The organism is Dactylosporangium sp. CA-139114 (genome assembly GCF_050955725.1).
Taxonomy (GTDB): Bacteria; Actinomycetota; Actinomycetes; order Mycobacteriales; family Micromonosporaceae; genus Dactylosporangium.
On sequence record NZ_CP192080.1, the window covers coordinates 2,422,042 to 2,446,639 of the forward strand.

Below are 24,598 nucleotides of genomic sequence, written 5' to 3' on the forward strand. Positions count from 1 at the left end.
CTCTACCGCCTGGGCGGTCACCCTGAGGTGCCGTCTACATCGTCCATACGGCCGAAGACCTGAGTCAGGCTGAAGTGCGCGTGGATTTGCGCGCGGAAATGACGCGCCGCACCACCCCCCATCCCCCGCGAATCGCCCCGAACAGGGCGAGGGCCGACGGGATGACCGCGACCGTCAGGGCGGCGAGGCCCTCCCACGCCGCGGCGGTGGTCAGGCCGTCGGCGCGGATCGGGGCCACGCACAGGGCGACGAGGTGCGGCAGGCCGGGCAGGACGAACGTCGCGAGGTAGTACAGGGCCACCGCGGTGCCGGGAACGTAGAGCCACAGGTAGCGCCGGGCCCACACGACCTCCCGCGGGTCGGCGTCGGCCAGCTGGCGCTCGTCGGCGGGGGTCGAGCGGCGCAGGTACCGCCGCAGCAGCGCGCCCTTCGTGGCCCACAGGGTCTTGCAGCCGGTCGCGTTCACCAGCAGCGCGTAGACGTCGGTGCGCACGAAGACCATGGCCTGGGCCAGGATCGCGGTGAACTGCAGCAGCACGAGCGCCCGCAGCAGGCGGGCCGCGACCGAGCCGGGCGCGAGGAGCTCCTGGGCCGCGAGCGCCCCGGCCAGGACGACCGCGTCCCAGGCGAGGCCGGCCAGCAGGGGCCCGTAACGGGCGCGACGGGGGACGCTCCAGAGGCGGGTGAGGTCGGCCTGGAAGGTCAGGAAGTACAGGCGGCGGCTCACGGACAGGCGGCTGGGCAGCCCGAGCGCGGCGGTGGCGAGCACGTGCGCGCCCTCGTGGGCGGCGACGGCCAGCATCCCGAGGCCGCTGACGGCGAGGATGTTCAGCAGCTGGGTGGTGAACGGGAAGGCGTCACGGTACGTCGGGCGCAGCCCCGCCACCGCGACCAGCAGCACCGGCACGGCGAGGGCGAGCACCGCGTAGAGGCCCCAGGCGACCCGGCCGAACAGCAGCGTGCCGGCCCGCTGGCGCCGCGTGCCGTCGATCCGCCCGTCGTCGCCGGAGCCGCTCAGCAGGCCCTCGCCGGCGAGCACCGTCAGGAAGTCCGCCACGTCGACGGGCTCCCCGGCCAGCTCCTCGGCCCGCCGCCCGGCCTCGGCGACGCTCGCGCCCTGCTGCAGCCACTCGATGATCCGCGCGCCGATCTCGGGGACCTCGACGTAGGCGGCCGTGCCCGGGCTGCCCACCACGTAGCCGTCGCCGTCGCGCACGAGCGTGAGCTGGTTCAGCACAGCGGGCACCGGGGGTTGCGCGGCCACGGCACCCGGGTCGTGCGCATGCCGTCGGCGAGCTCGACGGTGTGGTACACGCCGGCCGCGACGGGCTCGTCGGTGCCGGTGAGGTACCGGCCGGCCTCCATCGCCACGAACCCGGCCAGCAGCTGCGCGACGGGGCCGGTGGCGCGGTTGACCCGCCCGGCCGGGAGCACCACGGACTGCTCGGCCAGCTCCGGCCTGGCGCCGCCCTCGTCCTCGCGGTTGAGCTGCAGGCACAGGCGGCACGCGCTCACGCCGGGGTGCACGGACCAGTAGAAGAGGGTGGAGTACTGCAGCCCGCCCGTCACGAACGGCACGCCCAGCTCGAAGCAGGCCCGGTTGACCAGCAGGTGCACGTCGTCCGGGGAGTCGATGGCGCAGACCACCAGCGAGGCGCCCCGGCCCAGGGCGACGATGCCGTCCACATCGGACACCCGGGCGTGCACGGACTCGACCACGGTGGTCTCGCCGCAGTAGCGGGCGGCCCAGTCCTTCGCCGCCTCCACCTTCGGGCGGCCGACGTCGGCGTGGCCGTAGGCGAACTGCCGGGCGAGGTTCTTCTCCTCGACGTGGTCGAAGTCCACGACCCGTACGCGGCCGGCGCCGAGCCCGACCAGCGACTGCAGCACCCCGCTGCCCATGCCGCCCGCGCCGAGCAGGAGCACGTCGGCGCTCGCCATGCCCCGGTGGAACTGCGCGCTCGTCCGCTGCAGTCCCGCGAAGAGGTCGTAGAAGCGCAGGTTGCTCTCGTGCCGCCGGAGCGTGGCCGCGTCGAGCCCGTCGTCGCCGGCCCGCAGCAGCACCCCGACGTCGTCGAGCGCGCCGACCGCGGCCGCCATCTCGTCCTCGGTGACCTCGAACCCGCGCTCGCGCATGGCCGCGGGGAGCTCGGCGACGGTCCGGGAGCCCTCGGCGAGCAGCCGCAGCAGGGCGGTGACGCTGCCGTTGTCGTCGTCGAGGTAGGTGGCCTCGAGCGCGCGGCCGAGAAGGATGACCTCGTCGGGGCGCTGGATGACCGAGATCGGTTTGAGCTGGGGGATGACCCGCATGACGCAGAATCTCCGATCGCAGAGAAGAGCTCGGCCGGCCCGGCGGGTCGCGCCAGGCCGGCCGGTCGAGTGGATCAGGCAGCGCCCTGCGGCGCGTCCGGGTCGAGGTGGATCCGGGTCGCCTCGATCGGCTCGACCTTCTTGACCTTGATCTTCACGTGTCTCTCCCATTCGGTCGGGGATGTCGGTCTCCGGCGGGCGGTTGCCCGTTGCGGTGCAGGAAACGTATGCGACGCATCGACGCCCGACAGTCCTTGATTCGACTGGTCGCCGGTCGCCAAGACGACCTCATATTGATCTACGACGAAGCCTTGATCTCCTTTCCCGGACCGCCTGGTTGGACCCGCGGCCGGCGGGGCATGATGCGCGCATGACGCGCACGGCTCGGCTGCTGCGACTGGCCGGGCTGGTCGCCCTCGTCGGCGGCCTCGTCACGGTCGCGATCCTCGTCGGCCTGCCCGGACGCGACGAGCTGCGCGCCGCGATGGCGGGGCTGGGCTGGTGGGCACCGGTGGCGTGCGCCGGCCTCTACGCCGTGGCCTGCCTGTCACCGCTGCCGAAGACGGTCCTCACCCTCGCCGCGGGCGCCCTGTTCGGCGTCGCGGGCGGCCTCGCGGTCGTCGTCTGCGGCGCCCTGCTGGGCGCGATGGCGGCCCTGTACCTGGGCCGGCTGCTGGGCCGCGACGCGGTGCGCTGGCTCGCGGGCGGGCGGCTGGACGCGTTCGACGCGCGGCTGACCCGGCACGGGATCTGGGCCGTCGTCGTGGCCCGGCTCATCCCGGTCGTACCGTTCACCGCCGTCAACTACCTCGCGGGCGTGACGAGCGTGCGGCTGCGGGACTTCGTGCTCGGCACGGCCGTGGGCATCCTGCCGGCCACGACCGCCTACGTGACCGTCGGCGCCTACGGGTGGCAGCCGGGGGCGTGGCCGCTGTGGGCGGCGCTGGCGGCCCTGGTCGTGCTCACCGCGGGCGGCCTGCTGGCCGAACGCCGTCGTCGCGGCCGCCGGGCGGCGGCCTCGCCGGGTGACCGTGACCTGCCGGGAGATCGCTCGTGATCGACGCGGTGCCCGATCGCGGTCCTGGGCCTGCGAGCTGCGACATGGTGCCGGAGGCCCCGGCCCACCGGCACCGCGGGCCGGGCTGCGGCCGGCTGCCGTGCCCACGTCGCTGCTACGCGGCGGCGACGTCGGCGACGACGCAGGCGATGTTGTCCGGCGCGCCTGCGGCGTAGGCGAGGTCGATCAGCCGTTGCGCCGTGGGTTCGGGCTCGCCGGCCTCGGCGAGGGCGGTGTGCAGGTCGCTGCGGCTGACGACGGCGGACAGGCCGTCGGAGCACAGCAGGTAGCGGTCACCGGCCAGGGCGGTGCGCAGCGCGAGGTCGGCTTCGACGGGCCGGCGGCCGGCACCGAGAGCGCGGGTGAGCAGCGCGCGCCGCGGGTGGGCGGCGGCCTCGCCGGGGCTGAGCTTGCCGTAGTCGACCTGGCTCTGCACCCAGGTGTGGTCCTGGGTGAGCTGTGCGAGTTCACCGCCGCGCAGCAGGTAGACCCGGGTGTCGCCGATGTGCACCAGCGCCAGTTGCGAGCCGCGGCGCACCAGCGCGGTCAAGGTGGTCGCCGGCTGGTTGTCGCCGGTGCTGGTGGCGTGCACCGCGCGGTCGACGTCGTCGACGGCCGTGGCCAGCATGGCGAGCAGGTCGACGGCCGGCTTGTCGGCCAGCTCGAGCGCCTTGAGCGCGTCGACGGCCGCGGCGCTGGCGGCGGCGCCGGCTCCCCTCGTGCCGTCGGCGACGGCCAGCAGCCGGTCGCTGGCGTAGGCGACGTCCTCGTTGCTGTCACGTCCGTGGCCGACCTCGCAGCGCACGGCGTAGCGGATTGTCAGGGTGGGGCTGGTGTCGGACATGGTGCCGCCCTTCTGGGACAGGTGCTCGACGAGGCGGGCGACGTGGTGGGCGCGGGTCGCGGTGTCGGCGGTGACCCGCTGCCAGTAGGCGGCGACCGCTTTGGCCGCCGCGCCGGGCTCCAGGTCGCACACGGTGCGGATGTCGGCCAGCGGCATGCCGATACGGCGCAACCGGGCGATCAGCCGGGCGTGAGCCAGCTGCTCCGGGTCGTAGAACCGGTAGCCCGACTCCGGATCGACCGCAGCCGGCGGCAGCAGGCCGACCTCGTCGTACAGGCGCAGCGCCTTCGGTGTCAGCCGCGCCGCTCGGGCGAACGCGCCGATCGTGAGCAGCTCCACGGTGTCATCCTCCTCGTGCCGGCCTGGCGGCCGGCACGGACCACGCTGGGGCTTGCCCAAGGGGCAAGGTCAAGCACCGGGCACCGGCGCGAGGCGTGGTGGCTGCGGGTGTGCCGCCCGGCCGCCTCCTCGGCGGGCCTGGTGTAAGAAGATGCCGTGGATGCCAAGCGACTGCAGGGAATCGGGTTCGCCGCGCTCATGGGCGCCGCGGCCGGTGCCGCGCTCGCCGCGCACCGGGGGCCGCGCGCCGCGCTGCAGGGCGCCGCGCTCGGTGGCGGGGCGCTCGCGGCGATCGACGGGGCCGCCCGGGCGCTGCAGCGGCCCGACGAGATCCCCGCGGTGTGGGCGCGGATCGCGGCCAGCGGGGCGATCGCGGCGCCCGCGGGGTGGGTGGCCGGGCGGGCCGGCGCGTCGCCGCTCGCCGTCGGTGTCGCGGCCGGGGCCGTGGCGGGCGCGATGGGCGTGCGGCCGCACAAGGTGGCGCTCGGGCCCGTGGTCGGGCTGGCAGTCGGGGCCGCGCTGCGCAACCGGCCGCCGGCGCAGGTGGCCGCGGCGAGCGTGGTGGCGTTGCGGACCGTGTCGCAGCTGCTGTTCCGGGAGCCGCAGGTCGAGCTGCTCGCCGAGCGCGCGACCGCGGAGCAGCTCCCGTTCGTCGTACCGCTGGAGGCCCGCACCCGCTACGTCGGCACCGGCTACGTGCGGGACCTCGCCGCGGCGACCGGCGGCACCTACGAGGAGGCGACCGCCGGCATCGGCATCGTGGCGAGCCTGGACGCGCTGGCCGGGCCCGAGTTCGACCCGGCTGCCGTGGACCCGCTGGTGCGGGAGTTCTACGAGCACACGACCCGGTTCACGCTCGACATCGTGCCGCGGTGGCGGGCCTGGGTGCGGCCCGGATACCTGCTGTACCGCACCCTCGTCGCCCGGCCGCTCGGGCAGGCCAACGTGCCGATGAACCTCCGCGAGGCGCAGCGCGGGGTGCACAGCCGCATCGACACCATCACCGGCGCCGACGGGGTCGTCTGCACCCGCGGCTGGATACGCAGCGTCGCCGGAACCGGCGAACCGATCTACGTGGGCATCTATACGACGTACCGGCACGGCGAGCGCGGGTACGTCAGCGTCGGCTTCCCGCTGCCGCAGGCCAACTTCACGGCCACCCTCGCACCCCGCGAGCGGCCGGGCGGCGGGCTGCGCCTGACGAGCAGAGCCGGCGACGGGCAGACCGGGCACTACCTGAGCTACATCGACGCGGAGAACCGGGCCCTGACGACCCTCGCGGTGCACGGGTTCGCCGAGGAGCTCGACGTGTACGTCGAAGGCGGGCAGCTGCGGGCCGACCACGCGTTCTCGGTGTTCGGGCTGCCGTTCCTCACGCTGGAGTACCGCATCAGCCGCAAGCCACGGTGAGCCACTCCACGATGTCTCACCGTCTTCGGCTGATCAGGCCGCGGCCTGTCGCCTGCGCAGCACCCGGCGGCGGATGAGCAGGCCGGCAGCAGCGAGGCCGGGGGCACCGGCCCGCCGAACGCGCCGTCGCGGATGAGGTCCTGAGCCACGTCGATCGAGCTGACGTGGGCCGGCGGATCGAGGACCACCCGCGGATCGGCGCCCGGGCGCAGGGTCAGCACCTTGACGTGCCTCGTCTGCGACCAGCCGGTCTCGTCCAGGCCGGAGGCCGGGGCGGTTTCGGCCTCGTACCGCACCACGACCAGCGCGTCCCCGTGCCAGCCCAGCGCCCGCACGGCCGCACCGCCGACCGCGGGCACCGCCGGGCCGCCGCGTTCGGCGCCCGTCGCGGCGTCGAGGCAGGACACGCTCCAGCGCCGCTCGGCGAGCTGGGCCGGGTCACAGTCGCCGGCGCAGCCGGTCATGGTGAGCACGGTCGTGCACAATCGCAGCAACCGCTGGCTGGTGGTGGCCAACGAGCGCAACGGCCACGGCTGGACGTGGTTCCTCGGCCCGCGCCGCAACTCCAACGCCTGGCCGATCTATGTCGTGGACGTGGACTCGTTCACCTCGCCCGATTCGTGGTTCTTCTATATGGGCTGGCACCGGCCGTGGCACTGGGCGAACATCCACAATCACGTCTGGATCTACTGACCCGCTCGTGATCCGATTCCGCTGAACTGATCGAGCCGGCCGCGGCTCACCCCGAGAGGAAACGAAGGCGACGATGACCACCACCTCCGCACCCGCCGTCCTATCGCGGGCCGGTCTGGTCCGAACCATCGCCGCCGGGGTCTGCGCCCTCACGGTGGCCGCGGCCGGCGCGGCGCTCGGCGCCTGGCTGGGCTGGCTCGGTGCGCCGGCCCTTCCGTCCGACGCGGCGGTGCTGGCCCTGGTCCAGCCCGCCGCGCCGGACGCGCGCTTCACCACCGTGGCCCGCCACGAGGCACCCTTCGCCTACGAGCACACCCCGGGCCCGATGACGTGGCTCATCGGCGACGACGACTACAACGCCGGCGGCGTGGTCCTGACGGCCGGGGTGTCGCCGCAGACACTGCGGGCCGGCCTGGCCGCGCAGGGCTGGCACACCAGCGACGACCCCGACTACGAGGGCATCGCCGCGAGCAAGGGGCAGTGGTCGGTGTGGGCCTACCCGGCCGAGGTCGACGGCTCGCCTACCGACTCCCGCGTGGCCAAGGTGCTCGCGGTCGACTTCCAGCGGGCCGAGCCCGGCCTCGTCACCCCGCTCACCGCCGCCGGATTCCTGCTGGGGCTGGCCGTCGGCTGGCTCCTTGGCCGCCGGGCCCAGCGCCATGTGCTGGCCGGCGCCCTGCTCCTGCTGCTGCCCGGCACGGTCATCACGATCGGCGACCTGATCGCCGCGCGGTTCCTGCCCGCCGACGTCACACCGCCCGCGCTGTGGGGCGACTACCTCTTCTTCGGCATTCGCGCGCTCACCACGGCCGGCCTGCTCGCGCTGGCCGTGGCCGTGGTGCTCGGGCTGCGCCGCGGGCCGAGGCCGGCCCGGGACTAGTCAGCGGCTGGGCCGGCCGCTGCCGGGGCACTCGCCCGAGCCCGGGCCGGCGCCGTCGGGCTGGTGGGCGGGCGTGGGGGAGCCGGCGTTCACGTGGACGCGGGCGCCGCAGCTCGGGCAGCGGCTGATGGCCTGCGTGGCCGTCGACGACATGGCGGTACACCTCCGATGAGAACGGCAGAGCCGGACCCTGGTAGTAGTGCCCAGGGTCCGGCCCGCCGGAACATCGTTTCAGCCCGCGGCCAGCGCCAGCATCTGCTGGATCTGCTGCCGGCGGGACAGCTGAACGCGCTCCGCCAACTGCTTGACCGTCACGTTTTGGCCGGTCGTGGCCAGCTGCTGGGCCAGCTCGACCGCGTTGTGCTGGTGCGCGATGAGCAGGTTGAGGAACTTCGTCTCGAAGTCGGCCCCGGTCGCGTCCTGCAACGCCTGGATCTCCTCCGGCCCGGTCGCCGGCCGCCCGCCGTGGGCCGCGTGCAGGGCCGGGTCGGAGACCTCGGTCTGCGGCACGTTCCACGCCTGCAGCCACCGCTGCATGGTGCGGACCTCCTCGGCCTCGACGACGTCGATGGCGCCGGCGAGGTCGACGACCTCCTCGCGCACGCCCTTGCGCTGGCCCAGCCGCAGCATCTGCCGGCCCTGCTGCTGATGGGCGATCATCATCTGCAGGAACATCACGTCGAAGTCGTTGTGCGGGCCAGCCGCGGTGACCGCGTCCGCCTCGGCGATGCCCTGGCCGGCCTCCGGCGAGGGCACGGGCGCGGGCTTCGAGCCGCAGGCGGTCACCGCGAAGAGCAGCAGGGCCGCGATCAGCAGGCGCTTCACACCGGCAGCCAGAGGGCGAGGGTGTAGATCGGCTCCCACGTGTAGATCGAGCGGTGGGACTGGCGGCATTGGTACTGCTTGCCGTTGTACGTCACCACGTCGCCGACGTGATACAGCGTGTCCGGCGCCCAGCCGGAGGTGCCTCTGGCCGGGCTCGCGCTCGTCACCGGCGTCGTGGTCTTCGACGGCGTCGTGGTCTTCGTGGGCGTCGGCGTCGCGGTCTTCGTCGGCGTCGGGTTCGCGGTCTTCGTGGGCGTGGGCGTCGGCGTCGAGCCGCCCCCGATCTGCACGTCGATGCAGTTGTAGAACGCGTTCGCCGTGTCCGCGATGTTCCAGATCGCCAGGATCTTCTGCCGGCCGCTGAACCCGGCCAGGCTGACCTGCTGCGACACCGTGGCGTTGGGCTGCCTGCCGCCGTCGTCGAACTGGGCGATCTGCTTGTCGCCGATGAAGTACTGCCACGTGCTCGTCGCATGCCGGGCGGTGAGCACCCAGTTGAACGTCACCGAGGTGCCCACGGCGGTCGCCGGCCAGGTGCGGCTGTCGTCGCTGAGCACCGAGAAGCGCGCGTTGCCGCCGTCGCAGCTGCGCAGCCCCTTCGGCCCCTCGACGCTCTGCGGCTCGTACTGGATCGCGCCGCAGCCGGAGACCTTGCCCTGCGCGCACAACGCCTGCCGGCTCGGCGGCGAGGACACATATCCGTGGGCCGAGGCCGGCTCGGCGTAGACCAGCGTCCCGGCGGCGGCGGCACCGAGGGCGACCAGCGGGTACAGCACCGTTCTGCGCATTGTCGAACACCATTTCTCTCGGGTGTGCCAAAACGTATCCGAGCTGCGCTTAAAGACGCCTCGTACGATTTGCAAATCCCGCCTAACGCCCGTTTAAGCTGTCGTTCATCAGGACCGGGCTGGCATGATCGCGACCATGTCGCTCACCACCGTGCTGCGCGCCGCGCAGGTCGCCCGGGTCCTGGCCGCCAGCTGCGTCGGGCGGCTGCCGCTGGGCGCGGCCCCGGTGGCCCTGCTGCTGTACGCGCGCGAGAGCCTCTCCATCGGCGCCGCCGGCCTGCTCGTGGGCGTCTACACCGCCGGCCTGGCCGTGGGCGGCCCCGTCCTGGCGCGCATCGCGGACCGGTTCCGCCAGCCGCCGGTCATGCTCGCCGGCGCCGCCGTGTCCACGCTGGGCTTCGTCGTGCTGGTCCAGGGTGTACCGCTCTGGGCGGCGCTGGTCGCCGTGCTCCTCGCGGGCCTGGGCGCCCCGCCGTTCGAGGCCGGCCTGCGGGTGCTCTGGCGGGACCTGCTCGACGAGGAGCAGGTCCCCACCGCGTACACCCTCGACATCGCCGTGCAGGAGCTCATCTTCATCTTCGGCCCGCTCGTCGCCGGCGTGGCGGTGGCCCTCGGCGGCGGTACGGCCGGCGTGCTGAGCACCGCCGCGCTCCAGCTGCTCGGCACCGTCTGGTTCGTGACCACCCCGGCCGTGCGCACCTGGCGCGGCGAGCGCGCGCAGCGGCACTGGGCGGGCGCCCTGCGCTCGGGCCCGCTGCGGCTGCTGCTGACCGCGGTGGTCCTCATCGGCGCGGGCGTGGGCTCGCTGCCGGTGGCGATGCTGGACTACGCAGAGTCGGTCGGACACCGCTCGTTCTCCAGCTGGCTGCTGGCCGCGCAGGCCTTCGGCGCGCTCATCGGCGGCCTGGTGAACACCCGCGTGCGGGTGGACGCGCGCCGGCTGCCGCTGCTGGGCGCCCTGCTCGGCCTCGGCTACGTACCGCTGCTGCTGACCCCGTCCCCGGCGGCGCTCATGGTGCCGCTCGCGGTGCTGTGCGGCCTGTTCCTGCCGCCGCTGCTGGCCGGGGCGTTCCTGACCGTGGACCGCATCGCCCCGGCGGGCACGGCCGCGGAGGCCTTCGCCTGGGTGGCCACCGCCTTCTCGGTCGGGGCCGCGGCCGGCGCGGCCGTCGACGGCGCCATCCTGGACGCGGTGACCTCGACGCGCGCGGGCTTCATCCTCTCGCCCGTGGCGATTCTGCTGGCCGTGCCCTGGCTGCGCCCGGTCGCCCGCCACGCGCCCGCGAAGGGGCCGAGTCAGGCCACGTTGAGCTGAATCGGTCTGGCACAGCTGCGGAAACCACGCCTCGGCCACGCGCCTGGCGGGTTTGTCCAAGACGCGGCCGGGGCCGGTGCGAGAGGTTGGCGGCATGGACAAACACCAGCTGATCGCCGCGGCCGCCCCCGTCATGCTCGACCTGCTCGGGCGGATCACGCCGGAGAGTCTCGACCGGCCGACGCCGTGCGGCGAGTGGGACGTGCGCGCGCTGCGGGCGCACCTGCTCGAGTGGGGGCCGCCGCTGGAGGGGGCGGCGCGCAAGGAGGCGGTGCCGCCCGGCAACGGTGACGGGGACGTGCGCGCGCAGGTCGAGCGGCTCGCGGCGGCCTGGGGTGAGCCGGCGGCGTGGACGGGCGGCACGGTCATGGCCACGGCCGAGCTGCCCGCGGATCTCGTCGGCGGGATGGTGCTCGGCGAGTTCGTGCTGCACGGGTGGGACCTGGCGCGGGCGCTCGGCGTGCCGATCGCGTTCGGCGACGACGTGCTCGAAGCCGTGTACGCCGAGGTCGCCCGCTCCGCCGAGCAGGGCCGGGCGATGGGCGTCTACGGGCCCGAGGTCCCGGTCGCCGGCGACGCGCCGTGGTTCGCGCGCGTGCTCGGCCTCAGCGGGCGCGACCCGAACTGGAAGAGCGGCGGGCCCGAGTAGCGGGTTCGACGCCGCTGAAGGTCTCGACCACGGAGCAGGCGTCGCTCAGCGGGTCGTGGGCGTCGATGTCCACGGCCACGGCCCGCAGCATCTCGCGGAAGCGGCCGCGGTCCTCGTCGGGCAGGGCGCCCAGCACCCGGTCCTCGACGTGGCGCAGCTTGCGCTGCAGGCCGCACAGGGTCGCGCGGCCCGCCTCGGTGGCCAGGACGTGCCGCGCGCGCCGGTCGGCCGGGTCCGGCTTGCGCTCGATCAGGCCGGCCTTCTCGAGGTCGTCGAGCAGGTAGGTCATGACGGTCCGGTCGATGCCCAGCTTGTTGGCCAGGGCGAGCTGGGTGCAGGCCGCCCCGTCGACGGCGGAGGTCAGGACCTGGTAGCCGCGCGGGCCGCCGGGCACGTCGGCGATCACCGACTGGGCGCCCTTCGCGTAGCCGCGCAGCAGCACGCCCAGCGCCCAGCCGAGGTCCGCCTGGAGCTCGACGTGCGAGTCAGCCGCGTGCGTCATGTCAGCAATGATAAGCAGGTCACGCACTCTTGCCACCAGATGTTCTGTGAAGCAGACTTTCTCTCGTACAGCAGGACTTCATGGAGGTACCGCATCATGCATCTCTTCCGTCTTGACGCGAGCATCCGCACGACCGGATCCGTGAGCCGCGCCCTCGCCGACACCGCCGAGCAGGCCTGGCTCGCCGAGCACCCCGGCGCCACCGTGACCCGCCGCGACATCGGGCTCGAGCCGCTGCCCGCCGACCTGTGGGCCCGCAACGCGCTGGCGGCGCAGAAGTCCCCCGAGGCGCTCGAGCTGGTCGACCGGCTCAGCGCCGAGCTGCTCGACGCGGACGCGTACGTGTTCGCGGTGCCGCTCTACAACTGGGGCGTGCCGGCGAGCTTCAAGACCTGGATCGACCTGGTCCTGTTCAACCAGCGCTTCGGCGGCAACGGCGACCGCCCCCTCGCCGGGCGCCCGGCGGTGCTCGCGATGAGCCGCGGCGGCGGCTACGGCCCGGGCACGCCGAAGGAGGGCTGGGACCACAACGGCCCCTACGTGCGGCGCGTCCTCGCCGAGGTGCTGCACCTCGACGTGCACGTGGCCGAGGCGGAGCTGACGCTCGCCGACGTCAACCCGGCGATGGAGCCGCTGCGCGGGCTGGCCGCCGAGCTGCTGAAGACCGGCCACGAGGACGCGGCCGAGCACGGCCGGCGCATCGCCGCGCTGGTCCGGGCTTAGGCCGGGGCGTCAGCGCTCAGCCGCCGAGCGGCGGCAGGTTTTGGGTCAGCTCGATGGCCGTGTGCACCAGCGACTGCAGCCGCGCCGTGAGCGCGAGCAGGAGCTGGTGCGCGGCCGGCCCGGCATGCACGGCGGCCTCGCGCAGCGTCTCGATGTCGCCCTGCACCTGGCTGAGCTGCCCGGTGAGGTCGCCCGCGCCGCGCTCGAGGGCGTCGGCCATGTCGGCCAGGCTCACGCCGTTGGCCTCCAGCGCCTTGATGGCCGCGATGCGCTCGATGCAGGAGGCGTCGTAGAGCCGGAAGTTGCCGGCCGTCCGCTCGGCCGACTCGATCAGGCCGAGCCCGGTGTAGAAGTCGACCGTCCGGGTCGACACACCGGCCTGGTTCGCGAGTTCCCCGATCCGCAGCAGCTTTGACACGATCCAACCCTACAGTGCCGCGTGTTAGTGTGCCCGCCATGGTCTTCCGGAGCCTGCGCCGCGCCGCGCTGGGCGTGGGCGGCCCGGCCGTCGATACGGTACTCGATGATCCTGTGTGCCGCCCGGGGGAGTCACTCGCCGGGGCGGTGCACCTCACCGGCGGCGAGCGCGACGCCGAGATCGAGCGCATCGTGCTGACCCTGGTGACCCGGGACGGCTCCGGGACCCGTGAGCTGGGCCGGCACGAGCTGGCGGGGGAGTTCCGGTTGCGGGCGGGGGAGGCTCGGGCCGTACCGGTGACGCTGGATCTTCCGCTGGAAACGCCGATCACGCATGTGTACGGCGAGCGGGTCCCCGGCCTGGCCGTCGGGGTGCGCACCGAGCTCGGGGTCGCCTTCGCCCACGACCCCGGCGACCTGGACTTCGTGGCCGTGCACCCGCTCCCGGCCGAGGCCGCGGCCCTCGAGGCGCTGCGTGCGCTCGGGTTCCGGCTCAACTCGGCCGACGTGTCGCAGGTGTTCGAGTTCTGGGTGGCGCCGCAGTACCAGCCGATCGCGACCGAGGTCGCTGTCGGCTTCACGACGGGAGCCGAATTCGTCGAGCTGGTGCTGGCCGGGACCGCCCGGACGCGGCGCGACCGGGGCGAAGAGGTCGACTGGGCGGCCGAGGTCGACCGGCTGATGCGGCAGATCGGGCAGATCTGACGATAGACCTCCACCTGACCGGCCCAGGGTGCCGATCGCACGGCACGGTACCGTTAGGCGCACAGGGGTTGACAGCCGTTGACTACGGACTCGGGAGGCGGGGCATGCGAGAGCTCGTCGTGGTGGGTGTGCGTGCGCAGACCTGGCAGAGCCGTCCCGTGGTCCTGCTCAAGGACGAAGCCACGGGCCGGCACCTGCAGCTGCCCGTCGAGGGCGGTCCGCGCAGCATGGACGAGCCGATCAGCGCGGAGCTGTTCCAGCGCGCGCTGATGGCGTTGAACGCGCCACTGCGGGCGATCGAGGTGGTGGCCGCGCACGGACCGTTCCAGCTGGTGCTGGGGCAGGGCATCCGGGTGCCGGCGGCGCCGCTCGAGGCGATCGCGCTGGCCCGGCACTGGGGCGTGCCGATCCTGACCACCGAGGAGCTGCTCAACACGGCCTCGGTCCAGGCGCCCGACGGCCCGACCCAGCCGCTGGACCTGACCGCGCACATGGAGAAGCTGCCCTCGGGCCGCGCCACGCTGCTGATCCGCAAGGGCGCCGAGGCCGGGGCGGAGTTCGCCCTCGACGGCGACGTGGTGCGCTGCGGCCGCGACTCGGCCAACCAGATCGTGCTCGACGACAACACGGTGTCGCGCAAGCACGTCGAGTTCCACCGCAACAGCGGCGGCTTCGGCTACTCGATGCTCGACCTGGGCAGCCTCAACGGCACCTACGTCAACGGCGAGCGGGTCAAGAGCGCCAACCTGAACGACGGCGACGAGGTCCAGGTCGGCAAGTTCATGCTCATGTACCAGCTGCGGTAGCGCTCACCAGCTCGACGGCTCGAAGTCCTTGAGGAAGCAGCCGTAGAGGTCCTCGCCGCGCTCGCCGCGCACGATCGGGTCGTAGACCCGCGCGGCCCCGTCGGCGAGGTCCAGCGGCGCGTGGAAGCCCTCCTCGTGCAGCCGCATCTTCTGCGGGTGCGGCCGCTCGTCGGTGATCCACCCGGTGTCGACGGCCGTCATGAGGATGCCGTCGCCGAGCATCTCCTCGGCGCTCGTGCGCGTGAGCATGTTCAGGGCGGCCTTGGCCATGTTCGTGTGCGGGTGGCCGGGCCCCTTGTACCGGCGGCTGAACTGCCCCTCCATGGCGGAGACGTTCACGACGTACTTGCGCCGCGCCGTCGCCGCCTTGAGCGCCGGCCGCAGCCGCGAGACCAGGATGAACGGCGCGGTGACGTTGCACAGCTGCACCTCGAGCAGCTCGAGCGGGTCGACCTCCTCGACCGTCTGCACCCAGCTGTTGGACGCGGCCAGGTCCGGCACCAGCCCGCCCGCGTCGATGGCGGCGAGCGCCGCGATCTTCTCCGGGGTCGTGTTCCGGCTGGTCAGCGCGAGCGCGGTGAGCGCGTCCGGCGGGATGAGGGCGCCCGCCCGCCCGGATTCGAGCACGAGCTCCGTGTCGGTCTTGTGGAACGTCACCACGTCGGGCATCGGGCCGTCGAGCATCAGCGGCGAGGACTCGGCCGCGACCAGGTGCGAGTAGGAGCCGGCGGTCCGCTTCACCGTCTGCGCCGCGTTGTTGATGAGGATGTCCAGCGGCCCCTGCGCGGCCACGTCGTCGGCGAGCGCGACGACCTGGGCCGGGTCCCGCAGGTCGATGCCGACGATCCGCAGCCGGTGCAGCCAGTCCGCGCTGTCCGGCATGGCCGCGAAGCGCCGCACGGCGTCGTTGGGGAACCGCGTGGTGATCGTCGTGTGCGCCCCGTCGCGCAGCAGCCGCAGCGCGATATACATGCCGATCTTGGCCCGTCCGCCGGTGAGCAGGGCGCGCCGCCCGCTCAGGTCCGCGCGCTGGTCGCGCCGCTCGCGGTTGAGCTTGGCACACGGCGGGCAGAGCTGGTGGTAGAACGCGTCGACGTCGACGTAGCGCGTCTTGCACGTGTAGCAGGAGCGCGCGCGCTTCAGCCGCCCCGCGGTGGCCCCGATGGTCGGCGACACCAGCGCGATGCCCGCCGTCTCGTCGTCGATCCGCCCCGGCGCCCCGGTCGCGGTCGCCGCGGTGACGAGCCGGTCGTTCTCGGTGACGGCGGCCCGCCGCTCACTGCGACGCTGCCGCTTGACGTGCTTGTAGAGGTGCGAGGTGGCCCGCCGCACGAGCAGCACGTCGGGGTGCTCGGGCGGCAGCTCGGCCAGCTCGTCGAACACGGCGAGGCAGATGGCCAGGCGTTCGGGGTCGATGCCGGGGCCGAAGCCGGCTTCATCACGGGGGTCGTGCGGGGTCACGACGGGAACTGTACGCAACGCCCCCGCCACCACACCAAACAGAAACGGGTCCGGTTGGCGCCGTTGCCCCCCGGACCCGCTGCTCCGCGGCGTCCGTCGTCCCCCGTGTGCGCTGTCCGGCACCCTCGACGGTTCCGCGTTGTTCTCGTGACGGGGTTCAGTAAAGCCGACCTCCGCCGACAAATCCGACATATCCGCATAATGCGGCCCACGTTCCTTCTTTGGGGCTGATTCCATGGCTCGGGCCCGCGTCAGCGGCGGACCGTAGCTCCCGCCAGGAATCCCGGCCTCCGTGGGGCAAGACCGCACCAGGCGGGGGTGCTGGCACAATGTGCCGGATGCGCGACCGCCGCGAGCTGGCCGGAGCCTGGTCGTCCTTCCAGTCCCACGGCTTCGCACCCCCGGCCGCGGAGCTCGCGGAGCTGATCTCCCACTACTGGTGGGCCCGCTGGGACCTGCGCGGCCAGCCGGACTACATCCAGCTCATGGTCCCGCGGCCCAACGTCCAGCTGACCTTCTCCACCACCGGCCCGCCCATGGTCCGGGGCGTGGCCAGGGGCCGCGTGACGAGAGTCCTGTCGGGCCGGGCGGCGGTGGTGGGCGTGGCCTTCCGCCCGGGCGTCTTCCGCCGCTACCTGAACGCCCCGGTGGACACGATCACCGACCGTGCCCTACCGGCCGAGGCGGCGTTCACCGGCCTCCCGCCCCTGGACCTGACGAGCCTGACCACGCAGGCGGAACCGGCACCCCCGGTGGACGCCCTGAACCACTACCTGCTGACCACCCGCCCGGAGCCGGACCCACCCGGCGACGAGGCCGCCGCGCGGGTCGGGGAGATCGCCGGCTCGCCGGACCTGCGCCGGGTCGACCAGCTGACGGCGCGCTGGGCGGTGAGCGAACGGCACCTGCAGCGGCTCTTCGCCGAGCATGTGGGCGTGAGCCCGAAGTGGGTGCTGCGCCGCTTCCGCCTGCACGAGGTGACGGAGCGGATGGCGGCGCGGACCCCGATCGACTGGGCGACACTGGCCGCGGACCTGGGCTACGCGGACCAGGCCCACCTGACGCGAGACTTCACGAACATGTTCGGCGAGCCCCCGACGTCCTACGCCGCCCGCTACTGACGCGCCTGCGGTTTCCCGCTCTTTCGTGTGCGCTCGGGCCGTTCCTTTCCCGGTGCGCCCGGGGCCGGCTCGCGCCGCCCCCGTTTCGTGCGTGCTCGGGGCCTGTTCGCGGAGTCCTGTTCCGACCCCCTCGGCCGCGTGCCCCGTTTCCCCGGCTCACGTTCGCGCGTCTCCACTGCTCAGGCTCGTGTTCCAGCGCTTCCACTGCTCGCTCGTCGCGGTCCGGCGTCTTCGCTGCTCGGGCGTCGCGGTCCGCGTCTTCACTGCTCAGGCTCGTGATCCCGCGTCTCCGTTGTTCGGCCTGCGTGGTCCTTGAGTGCTCGGGCTCGTTTGATCAATCCGGCGCTTCGCGCCGGATTTATACCCCGCCAGGCGAAAAATCGGTCAAGCGGCATTCACGGAGCCGGGCATGCGCGGAGCAGGGCATTCGCCGAGCAGGGTGTGCGCGGAGCCGGGCATGCGGGGAGCAGGGTGTGCGCGGAGCCGGGCATGCGCGGAGCAGGGTGTGCGCGGAGCCGGGCATGCGCGGAGCCGGGCATGCGCGGAGCAGGGTGTGCGCGGAGCCGGGCATGCGCGGAGCAAGGCATGCGCGGAGCAGAGGATTCGAGCGGCGGCGAGCAGTGGCCAGGCGGTGACTTGGGGCCGGTTGACGGCAGCGCGTAGGGTGGCGGGCGATGTCTGTCCAGCGAGTGAGTACGCGGGCGCGCCATCGGACCGGCCCGGCCCGCGCGGCCCTCGCCGGTGCGGCCCTGCTTGCGGTGGCCCTGGGCGTGACCGCCTGCGGCGACGACCCGGCCCCCACGAGCCAGGCGCCGGCGGCGCAGCAGTCGCCCGGCCGCCAGGTGCAGAGCGCGCCCCCCTCGGGCAACGGCGCCGGGCTGGAGGCGAACGCGAGCAGCGAGGCGCCGAAGGGAACCACGAAGCACGTGTTCCCGCTGCAGGGCAAGGGCTCCTACTCACACGACCACCACGACTACCCGGCGAGCGACATCATCGCGAACTGCGGCCTGAACGCCCTCTCGCCCGTGGACGGTACCGTCCTGGAGGTCACCAAGGTCGACACCTGGACCGCCAAGGCCAATGTGGGCTCCTCCCGCGGCGGCCTGTCCGTGTCGATCCTGGGCAACGACGGCGCCCGCTACTACATGTCGCACTTCGCGTCCATCGACAACGGCATCGAGGCGGGCACCGTGGTGCAGGCCGGCCAGCCGGTGGCCAAGGTCGGCCGCACCGGCGACGCGAGCGCCTGCCACATCCACTTCGGCCTGTCCCCGGCGTGTGCGAAGACCGGCGACTGGTGGACGCGCCGCGGGGTGATCTGGCCGTGGTCCTACCTGGATGCTTGGAAGGCCGGCAAGGAGAAGTCGCCGGTCGCGGAGCTCGAGGCGTGGCAGCAGAAGAACGGCTGCCCGGCCAAGGCCACCACCGACCGGTAAACCAGCCCCCGGCCTGAGTTCCGGCCGCGACCGGAGCCGTCGGGCGCGTTCCCGCGGCTCTCACGCGATGAGGCCGGCCCCCGCCGCCGCGCAATCCGTGGCCCTCGGTGGAAAGCACGGCCTGGGCCGGGTCCGGCTCACGCCGTCAGCGGGTTCCGCCGGCCGGTGGGCGCACCGCGTGCTCGACCGTTATCCGGGCGCGAGGGGGCCACCGTGTGACCGGGGCCGAGCGCGCGGCCCGATGGCGGCGCATGCCCGGCTCGCAGGCACGCGGCCGGTGGTGAGCGCGCGGCCGGTGGTGAGCGCGCGGCCGGTGGTGAGCGCGCGGGCAGTGGGGGCGCGCGGGCAGTGGGCTCAGCTGTGCCCGAGGCAGAAGGGATGGCCGGCCGGGTCGCTGTAGACCCGGAACCCTGCCTCCTTGGACGAGAGCAGCTGGGCGCCCATGCGCAGCACCTTCGACTCCGCGGCGTCGATGTCGTCGACCCAGATGTCCAGGTGGAACTGCTGCGGGTAGTTCGGGTCCGGCCACTGCGGCGGGATGTGGTTCGGGGCGTGCTGGAAGCTCATCCGGCTGGCGCCGTCGCCGATGTCGATCCAGTCGCCGTCGACCTTGGTGATGGGCAGGTCGAGCAGGTCCGAGTAGAACTGGGCGAGGGCATGCGGGTCCGAGGCGTCCAGCACGACTGACGAGAGTCTCGCAATCATCTCCATATCGTGCCCCGTTAGGTATGACAAATAACCCGAGGCCGCCCGAGCAGGGGAAGTGCGAGTTCCTGGGGGAGGAGTGGTTACTGGGCCGTGGGCTGGGACTGGATCGCCGTGATGGCCACCGTGTTCACGATGTCCTTCACCGTCGCGCCTCGTGACAGGTCGTTCACCGGCTTGCGCAGGCCCTGCATGACCGGGCCGACCGCCACGGCGTTCGCCGAGCGCTGGACCGCCTTGTACGTGTTGTTGCCCGTGTTGAGGTCCGGGAACACGAAGACCGTCGCCTGGCCGGCCACCGGGCTGCCGGGCAGCTTCGTCGCGGCCACCGCGGGGTCGATCGCCGCGTCGTACTGGATCGGCCCCTCCACCGGCAGGTCCGGCCGCCGGGCGCGGACGATGGCCGTGGCCTGCGCGACCTTCGTGACGTCGGCGCCCGAGCCGGAGGTGCCCGTGGAGTACGACAGCATGGCCACGCGCGGCGTGACACCGAAGCGGGCGGCGGTGTCGGCCGAGGACAGGGCGATGTCCGCGAGCTGTTCCGCGTCCGGGTCGGGGTTCACCGCGCAGTCGCCGTAGACCAGGACGCGGTCGGGCAGCAGCATGAAGAAGACGCTCGAGGCGACGCTCAGGCCCGGGACGGTCTTGATGATCTCGAAGGCGGGGCGGATCGTGGCGGCGGTGGTGTGGGTCGCGCCCGACACCATGCCGTCGGCGTGACCGAGCTGGACCATGAGCGTCCCGAAGTACGACACGTCGGCCACCACGTCGTGGGCCAGGTCGAACGTGACGCCCTTGTGGGCGCGCAGGTCGCGGTAGGCCGCGGCGAACTCCTCGCGCAGCGGGCTCGTCACCGGGTCGACCAGCGTGGCGCCGCCGAGGTCGAGGCTCAGGTCGCGCGCCTTGGCCCGGATGACCGCCGGGTCGCCGAGCAGGGTCAGGTCCGCGACGCCGCGGCGCAGCAGGATGTCCGCGGCGCGCAGGATGCGCTCCTCGGTCCCCTCGGGCAGCACGAGGCGGCGGCGGTCGGCGCGGGCGCGGTCGATGAGGTCGTACTCGAACATGAGCGGCGTCACCCGGGCCGAGGCCGTCAGCTCCAGCACGCCGGCCAGCGCCGCGGTGTCCACATTGGACTCGAAGGCGCCCAGGGCCGCCTCGACCTTGCGCGGGTTGGCCGCGCTCAGGCGGTGCTCCATGCGCGTGGACGACGCGATGGTGTCGTAGCTGGCCTTCGGCACCGACAGGACCGCGAGCCCGGGGTTGAGCCGCTCGAAGAGGGCCAGGGCCGCGGGGTCGGGCGCGATGCCGAGCGTGAGCACGATCCCGGCCAGCGGCACCAGGCCCGACGCGTGCGCGGCGCCCGCGGCCACGAGCAGGTCCGCGCGGTCCCCGGGCGTGATGAGCAGGCAGTCCGGCGTCAGATGGCTCAGCACGGTGGGCACCTGCGCGGCCCCCACGACGTAGTCGAGCACGTCGCGCCCGAGCGCCGTGTCCCGTTCGCCGCCGGCGGTCACCACGCTCGCGCCGAGCTGGGCGGCGACCTCGGCCACGGTGGGCGCGCCGATCGTCGGCACGTCCGGGATCACGAAGCACGGCACCGGCAGCTTGGGCGCGGCCACGGCCTCGGGGGTGCGGTTGAGCACCACGGCGGCGACGGTCGCGTCGAGGTCGGTCAGCGCGTGGAAGGCCTGGCGGGCCATCGAGTCCAGTGTGGACTCGTCGGCGCCGGTACCGTTGACGACGGACACCACGACCGCGCCGAACTCGTTGGCCAGGCGCACGTTGAACGCGAGGTCGTCGTCGATGTCGGTGCCGATGACCACGACCGCATCGTGCTGCTGGGAGACCAGGCGGAAGTGCTCGACGACCTGCCCGACGAGCTCCTCGGAGTGCCCGGCCGCGAGCATCGCCGACGCCTCCGCATACGTCACGCCGTAGAGACGATCGTCCCCGATGGTGTACCGCGAGCGCAGCAACTCCAGCAGAACGTCCTGCGACTCGGGGGCGACGGGCCGGAAGACGCCGATCCGCGGCACCTTGCGGGACAGCAGTTCGGCGAGTCCGAGGGCCACGGCCGACTTGCCGGAGTCGGGTCCGTGCTCGACGAGGTACACGATGCGGGCCACGGCGTTAGTCTGCCTGGCATGATCCTCGTGCTCAACAGCGGCTCGTCGTCGGTGAAGTTTCGTGTCGTGGATCTCGGCGATCCGGGGGCGGGGGAGCGGGGCCTGATCGAGCGGATCGGGGAGCCCGGCGGGGTGCCGGACCACGCGGCCGCCCTCGGCCAGGTGCTCGGCGGGCTCGGCGACGCCGGCATCGAGGCGGTCGGCCACCGGATCGTGCACGGCGGCTCCCGCTTCAACGCGCCCGCAGTCGTCGACGACGACGTGCTCGAGGCGCTGCGCGGGCTCGTACCGCTGGCCCCCCTGCACAACCCCGGAGGCATCACGGGCATCGAGGCGGCCCGCGAGAAGCTGCCCGCCGTGCCGCACGTGGCCGTGTTCGACACCGCCTTCCACGCGACCATCCCGCCGGCCGCGTCCACGTACGCCATCGATCGCGACCTCGCGGCGCGGTACGACATCCGGCGTTTCGGTTTCCACGGCACCTCGTGCGCCTATGTCGCCGGGCGCGCCGCGGCCCTGCTCGAACGGCCGCTGGAGGAGCTCAACCTCATCGTGCTGCACCTGGGCAACGGGGCGAGCGCCACGGCGGTGCGGGGCGGCCGCAGCGTCGACACGTCGATGGGCCTGACCCCGCTGGAGGGTCTGGTCATGGGTACCCGCTCCGGCGACCTCGACCCGGCCGTGCCCGCCTACCTCAACCGCGTCGCGGGGATGGACTTCGCCGCGGTCGACGACGCCCTGCAGCGCCACGCCGGACTCCTCGGCCTGGCCGGCGTGAACGACATGCGCACCCTCCTGCAGCGCCGCGAAGCCGGTGACCCGGCCGCTTCCCTCGCCTTCGACGTGTACTGCCACCGCCTCCGCAAGTACATCGGCGCCTTCCACGCCGTGCTGGGCCGCCTCGACGCGATCGTGTTCACCGCGGGGGTCGGCGAGCACGCCCCGGCGGTGCGCGCGGCCGCCCTGAGCGGCCTGGACCCGTGGGGCATCGCCGTGGACGAGTGCCGCAACGCCGCGAACGAGCGCATCGTCAGCCCCGACGGGTCGCGGGTCGCGGTGTGCGTGATCCCGACGGACGAGGAGCGCGCGATCGCCGAGCAGACGGCCGCCCTCGTCCTGTGAGGGGGTGCGGGTGGAGCGGAGCTCCCCCGCCGCGAGCGAAGCGAGCCAGGATACTCAGCCGATCGGGGTCCACGTCGGGTACTTCGCCGTGCGGCCGTCGCCCGAGGAGCGGCCCCGCAGGCGGCGGGTCACCCAGGGCAGGACGTGCTCGCGGTAGTACCGGGCCTCGGCCAGCAGGCCCTTCGACGGGGCCGGGCCGGGGTCGACGCGGTGCGCCGTGGTCGCGTGGCCCAGCGCCGTCAGGACCAGCCCCGCGACCCGCCGGTGCCCGGCCGCGTTGAGGTGCAGGCGGTCGGCGGACCAGTACGGGGCGCGGCGGATCTCCTCGTCGCCGAAGACGTTCACGAAGAGGGCGTCGTAGCGCTCCGTCAGCTCGCGCACCGCCGCGGACAGGATGGTGCCCTTGCGGTGGATCACCTTGCCGAAGGGCAGGTGCTCCGACGGGTCCGCGCCGCTGAGCAGGAGCATCCGCACGCCCGCCGCCGAGGTGCGGCGCACCGCCGTCTCCGTCAGCTCCAGCAGGCGGTCCATGTCGGTGCCGCGGCGCATCATGTCGTTGCCGCCGCCGTTGAGCGACAGCATCGTCGGCGCCGGGTCGAGGCCGAGCGCGGCGTCCAGCTGCTCGTCCAGGATCGGCCCCAGCAGGCGGCCGCGGATGGCGAGGTTCGCGTACTGCACCGTCTCCCCGGTCGCCTCGGCGATCCCGGCGGCGACGAGGTCCGCCCAGCCGCGGGGGACACCGTCCGGCCCCTCGTCCCCCATGCCCTCGGTGAAACTGTCGCCGATCGCCACGTACCTCACCCGGCCATCATGCCCGAGCGCCGCGCGGCCCAGGGCGCGGGCCTGGTTGTCGCGTCCGTCACGCACCAGGCGGCGCGGCGGCTGCGCGTGCTGCGGCGCCGCGAGCCAATGTGGACGGTCGCTCGAGCGCGCCGGCGCAGACTCCGCACCGCGTGCACTCGCGGTCGCCTGCCACCGCCCGCGGCCGAACTACCGCCATCCGCGGGGATGGCTGGCCGCGCGCGGGCCGCTGCCGCGCGCCTCGACGCCGGCCGCCTCGGCGAAGATGCCGGCCAGGGCCTCGAAGTCGTCGCGGATGAGCCCGGCGGTGATCCGCACGTGGTCGCTGTCCTGGTGGCTCACCTCGAACGGGGCCCCGGGCGCCACCGCGATCCCGTGCGCGGCGAGGGTGAGCAGCGCGACCTGCTGGTTCGCGACCGCCATCCAGATGTTGATGCCGTCGGCGCCGGTGGCGGTGACCCCGCGCGCGTCGAGGGCGTCGAGCAGGGCGGCGCGGCGGCGGGCGTACTCGTCGCGGGCCTGCGCCACCTGCCGTACCGTCGCCGGATCGGTGAGCAGGTCCAGCAGCACGGCCTGCAGCAGCCGCGACGACCAGCCGGGGCCGAGCAGCCGGCGGTCCGTGACCGCGGTGACGACCGACGCCGGCCCGCCGATCGCGGCCAGGCGCAGGTCCGGGCCGTGGCTCTTGGAGAAGCTGACCACGTGCACGGTGCGGTCGGGCAGCCGCCGGCCCAGGCTCACCGGCGGGGCGGTCGCGATCGCCCCGGCGTGGTCGTCCTCGATCACGGTGACGCCGGGGTGGCGGGCCAGGACGCGGGCGAGCCGGTCGGCGCGGGCCGTGGTCATGCCGGCGCCCGTCGGGTTGTGCGCGCGCGGCTGCAGGAACAGCGCGACGGGCTCGCAGCCGGCCAGCGCCGCGGTGAGCGCGTCGGGCCGCAGGCCGTGCTCGTCGATGCCGACCCCGACGACCGTCGCGCCGACCCGCTCCAGCAGGTCCAGCGTCGGCGGGAACGCCGGGTCCTCGACGAGCACGTGGTCGCCGAAGCGGACCACCACCCCGGTGATGCGGTCCAGGGCGTCCATCGCGCCGTCGACCACGGTGAGCTGCTCGGGCGGGAACGGCCAGCGCGCGCGCAGCACCTCCTCCAGGCCCGGCAGCACCGCGCCGTCGAGGTAGGAGGTGGTCAGCCGCGCGTCGCCGATGCGCTTGAGCGCCTCGGTGAGGCTCGGCAGCAGGTCGTAGTCCGGGATGCCGGTCGAGTAGTCGCGCAGCAGGCCGCCGCGCAGCTCGCTCACGCGGGCGCCGAGCTGCGCGTAGCGCAGCCGCTGCCGCGGCACCGACGGGCCGGCCACGAACGTGCCCGAGCGGCCCCGGGTCTGGATGGCGCCCGCGCGGGCCAGGCTGCGCCACGCCTCGCTGACCGTGGTCGGGCTGATCCCGAGCTCCCGGGCGACGTCGCGCACGGTCGGCAGCCGGGTGCCGGCGGGCAGGGTTCCGGCGGTCACGAGACGGCTGACGGCAGCGGCGATTCCCCGGGCACTGCGGTCGTCCACCGCCCCGGT

Annotated in this window: 26 protein-coding genes; 12 read left to right on the forward strand and 14 right to left on the reverse strand. The window is 73.7% G+C overall.

The genetic code is table 11. The annotated features are described in order from the left end of the window. Positions 1-64: 64 nt before the first annotated feature. The 3 genes from ACQP2P_RS10950 to ACQP2P_RS10960 all read right to left on the reverse strand — a co-directional run bounded on the left by ACQP2P_RS10950 (position 65) and on the right by ACQP2P_RS10960 (position 2,591). Positions 65-1,237, reverse strand: a complete 1,173-nt coding sequence (locus tag ACQP2P_RS10950; RefSeq protein ID WP_433615229.1) for a hypothetical protein — start codon at positions 1,235-1,237, stop codon at positions 65-67. Beyond that, positions 1,231-2,310, reverse strand: coding sequence for a HesA/MoeB/ThiF family protein (locus ACQP2P_RS10955; protein WP_433615231.1), 1,080 nt, complete (start codon positions 2,308-2,310; stop codon positions 1,231-1,233). Before ACQP2P_RS10955 ends, ACQP2P_RS10950 begins: the two co-directional genes overlap by 7 nt. Before the next feature lie 74 nt (positions 2,311-2,384). Continuing rightward, positions 2,385-2,591, reverse strand: coding sequence for a hypothetical protein (locus tag ACQP2P_RS10960; protein WP_433615233.1), 207 nt, complete (start codon positions 2,589-2,591; stop codon positions 2,385-2,387). Positions 2,592-2,680: 89 nt separating this feature from the next. Here ACQP2P_RS10960 and ACQP2P_RS10965 point away from each other — a divergent pair, with 89 nt between their 5' ends. Continuing rightward, positions 2,681-3,367 carry a TVP38/TMEM64 family protein gene (locus ACQP2P_RS10965; protein WP_433615234.1) on the forward strand — a complete coding sequence of 229 codons (687 nt, stop codon included), beginning with the start codon at positions 2,681-2,683 and terminating at the stop codon, positions 3,365-3,367. A 115-nt stretch (positions 3,368-3,482) separates the two neighbouring features. Here the strand turns inward: ACQP2P_RS10965 and ACQP2P_RS10970 are convergent, their stop codons facing one another. Next, positions 3,483-4,550: a MerR family transcriptional regulator gene (locus ACQP2P_RS10970; protein WP_433615236.1), complete on the reverse strand. Its 1,068-nt coding sequence runs from the start codon at positions 4,548-4,550 to the stop codon at positions 3,483-3,485. A 156-nt stretch (positions 4,551-4,706) separates the two neighbouring features. Here ACQP2P_RS10970 and ACQP2P_RS10975 point away from each other — a divergent pair, with 156 nt between their 5' ends. The 3 genes from ACQP2P_RS10975 (at position 4,707) to ACQP2P_RS10985 (ending at position 7,533) form a co-directional block, all read left to right on the forward strand. After that, positions 4,707-5,960 (forward strand): hypothetical protein, encoded by a 1,254-nt coding sequence (locus ACQP2P_RS10975; protein ID WP_433615238.1) that lies wholly within the window; start codon positions 4,707-4,709, stop codon positions 5,958-5,960. Positions 5,961-6,182: 222 nt separating this feature from the next. Beyond that, positions 6,183-6,653: a hypothetical protein gene (locus tag ACQP2P_RS10980; protein WP_433615239.1), complete on the forward strand. Its 471-nt coding sequence runs from the start codon at positions 6,183-6,185 to the stop codon at positions 6,651-6,653. 73 nt (positions 6,654-6,726) lie between these two features. Next, positions 6,727-7,533, forward strand: a complete 807-nt coding sequence (locus tag ACQP2P_RS10985) for a hypothetical protein (RefSeq protein ID WP_433615240.1) — start codon at positions 6,727-6,729, stop codon at positions 7,531-7,533. Here the strand turns inward: ACQP2P_RS10985 and ACQP2P_RS10990 are convergent, their stop codons facing one another. From ACQP2P_RS10990 to ACQP2P_RS11000, 3 genes are all read right to left on the reverse strand, one after another. Beyond that, the gene (locus tag ACQP2P_RS10990) at positions 7,534-7,686 is read right to left on the reverse strand and encodes a hypothetical protein (protein WP_350618424.1); all 153 of its coding nucleotides are present in this window, start codon (positions 7,684-7,686) and stop codon (positions 7,534-7,536) included. Positions 7,687-7,764: 78 nt separating this feature from the next. Beyond that, positions 7,765-8,358, reverse strand: coding sequence for a DUF305 domain-containing protein (locus ACQP2P_RS10995; protein ID WP_433615242.1), 594 nt, complete (start codon positions 8,356-8,358; stop codon positions 7,765-7,767). After that, entirely contained in the window at positions 8,355-9,146 is a 792-nt protein-coding gene (locus ACQP2P_RS11000) for a lytic polysaccharide monooxygenase (RefSeq protein ID WP_433615244.1), read from the reverse strand. The genes ACQP2P_RS10995 and ACQP2P_RS11000 overlap by 4 nt, the downstream gene beginning before the upstream one ends. Positions 9,147-9,282: 136 nt before the next feature. Between ACQP2P_RS11000 and ACQP2P_RS11005 the strand changes: the two genes are divergently transcribed. After that, entirely contained in the window at positions 9,283-10,461 is a 1,179-nt protein-coding gene (locus ACQP2P_RS11005) for an MFS transporter (protein ID WP_433615245.1), read from the forward strand. 94 nt (positions 10,462-10,555) lie between these two features. Next, positions 10,556-11,110, forward strand: coding sequence for a TIGR03086 family metal-binding protein (locus ACQP2P_RS11010; protein WP_433615247.1), 555 nt, complete (start codon positions 10,556-10,558; stop codon positions 11,108-11,110). Here ACQP2P_RS11010 and ACQP2P_RS11015 read toward each other — a convergent pair. Continuing rightward, the gene (locus ACQP2P_RS11015) at positions 11,067-11,612 is read right to left on the reverse strand and encodes a MarR family winged helix-turn-helix transcriptional regulator (RefSeq protein ID WP_433615249.1); all 546 of its coding nucleotides are present in this window, start codon (positions 11,610-11,612) and stop codon (positions 11,067-11,069) included. The two genes, ACQP2P_RS11010 and ACQP2P_RS11015, sit on opposite strands and share 44 nt — an antisense overlap. Positions 11,613-11,708: 96 nt before the next feature. Here ACQP2P_RS11015 and ACQP2P_RS11020 point away from each other — a divergent pair, with 96 nt between their 5' ends. After that, the gene (locus ACQP2P_RS11020) at positions 11,709-12,335 is read left to right on the forward strand and encodes an FMN-dependent NADH-azoreductase (protein WP_433615251.1); all 627 of its coding nucleotides are present in this window, start codon (positions 11,709-11,711) and stop codon (positions 12,333-12,335) included. 16 nt (positions 12,336-12,351) lie between these two features. Here ACQP2P_RS11020 and ACQP2P_RS11025 read toward each other — a convergent pair whose 3' ends face one another. Then, positions 12,352-12,753: a MerR family transcriptional regulator gene (locus ACQP2P_RS11025; RefSeq protein WP_433085848.1), complete on the reverse strand. Its 402-nt coding sequence runs from the start codon at positions 12,751-12,753 to the stop codon at positions 12,352-12,354. 38 nt (positions 12,754-12,791) lie between these two features. Here ACQP2P_RS11025 and ACQP2P_RS11030 point away from each other — a divergent pair, with 38 nt between their 5' ends. Both ACQP2P_RS11030 and ACQP2P_RS11035 read left to right on the forward strand, forming a co-directional pair. Next, positions 12,792-13,457: a sporulation protein gene (locus ACQP2P_RS11030; protein WP_433615253.1), complete on the forward strand. Its 666-nt coding sequence runs from the start codon at positions 12,792-12,794 to the stop codon at positions 13,455-13,457. A gap of 104 nt (positions 13,458-13,561) precedes the next feature. Next, positions 13,562-14,263 carry a bifunctional nuclease domain-containing protein gene (locus ACQP2P_RS11035; protein ID WP_433615255.1) on the forward strand — a complete coding sequence of 234 codons (702 nt, stop codon included), beginning with the start codon at positions 13,562-13,564 and terminating at the stop codon, positions 14,261-14,263. A 3-nt stretch (positions 14,264-14,266) separates the two neighbouring features. On the opposite strand, the gene ACQP2P_RS11040 is transcribed toward ACQP2P_RS11035, so the two are convergent. Beyond that, positions 14,267-15,724, reverse strand: coding sequence for an SDR family NAD(P)-dependent oxidoreductase (locus ACQP2P_RS11040; RefSeq protein WP_433615257.1), 1,458 nt, complete (start codon positions 15,722-15,724; stop codon positions 14,267-14,269). 338 nt (positions 15,725-16,062) lie between these two features. Between ACQP2P_RS11040 and ACQP2P_RS11045 the strand changes: the two genes are divergently transcribed. Together ACQP2P_RS11045 and ACQP2P_RS11050 are read left to right on the forward strand one after the other, a co-directional pair. Then, positions 16,063-16,845: a helix-turn-helix domain-containing protein gene (locus ACQP2P_RS11045; RefSeq protein ID WP_433615259.1), complete on the forward strand. Its 783-nt coding sequence runs from the start codon at positions 16,063-16,065 to the stop codon at positions 16,843-16,845. A 674-nt stretch (positions 16,846-17,519) separates the two neighbouring features. Continuing rightward, entirely contained in the window at positions 17,520-18,281 is a 762-nt protein-coding gene (locus tag ACQP2P_RS11050) for a M23 family metallopeptidase (protein WP_433615261.1), read from the forward strand. 354 nt (positions 18,282-18,635) lie between these two features. Here the strand turns inward: ACQP2P_RS11050 and ACQP2P_RS11055 are convergent, their stop codons facing one another. Then, on the reverse strand, positions 18,636-18,986 hold the full coding sequence (locus tag ACQP2P_RS11055) for a VOC family protein (protein ID WP_433615263.1): 351 nt from the start codon (positions 18,984-18,986) through the stop codon (positions 18,636-18,638). A gap of 83 nt (positions 18,987-19,069) precedes the next feature. Continuing rightward, positions 19,070-21,112 carry a phosphate acetyltransferase gene (pta, locus tag ACQP2P_RS11060; protein WP_433615264.1) on the reverse strand — a complete coding sequence of 681 codons (2,043 nt, stop codon included), beginning with the start codon at positions 21,110-21,112 and terminating at the stop codon, positions 19,070-19,072. Positions 21,113-21,130: 18 nt separating this feature from the next. Here pta and ACQP2P_RS11065 point away from each other — a divergent pair, with 18 nt between their 5' ends. Next, positions 21,131-22,234 carry an acetate/propionate family kinase gene (locus ACQP2P_RS11065; protein ID WP_433615266.1) on the forward strand — a complete coding sequence of 368 codons (1,104 nt, stop codon included), beginning with the start codon at positions 21,131-21,133 and terminating at the stop codon, positions 22,232-22,234. Between the two features lie 54 nt (positions 22,235-22,288). Here ACQP2P_RS11065 and ACQP2P_RS11070 read toward each other — a convergent pair whose 3' ends face one another. Continuing rightward, a complete protein-coding gene (locus ACQP2P_RS11070; protein ID WP_433615268.1) occupies positions 22,289-23,035 on the reverse strand; it encodes an SGNH/GDSL hydrolase family protein in 747 nt (248 codons plus the stop codon). Positions 23,036-23,224: 189 nt separating this feature from the next. Further along, positions 23,225-24,541 carry an aminotransferase class I/II-fold pyridoxal phosphate-dependent enzyme gene (locus ACQP2P_RS11075; protein WP_433615269.1) on the reverse strand — a complete coding sequence of 439 codons (1,317 nt, stop codon included), beginning with the start codon at positions 24,539-24,541 and terminating at the stop codon, positions 23,225-23,227. Positions 24,542-24,598 lie beyond the last annotated feature (57 nt).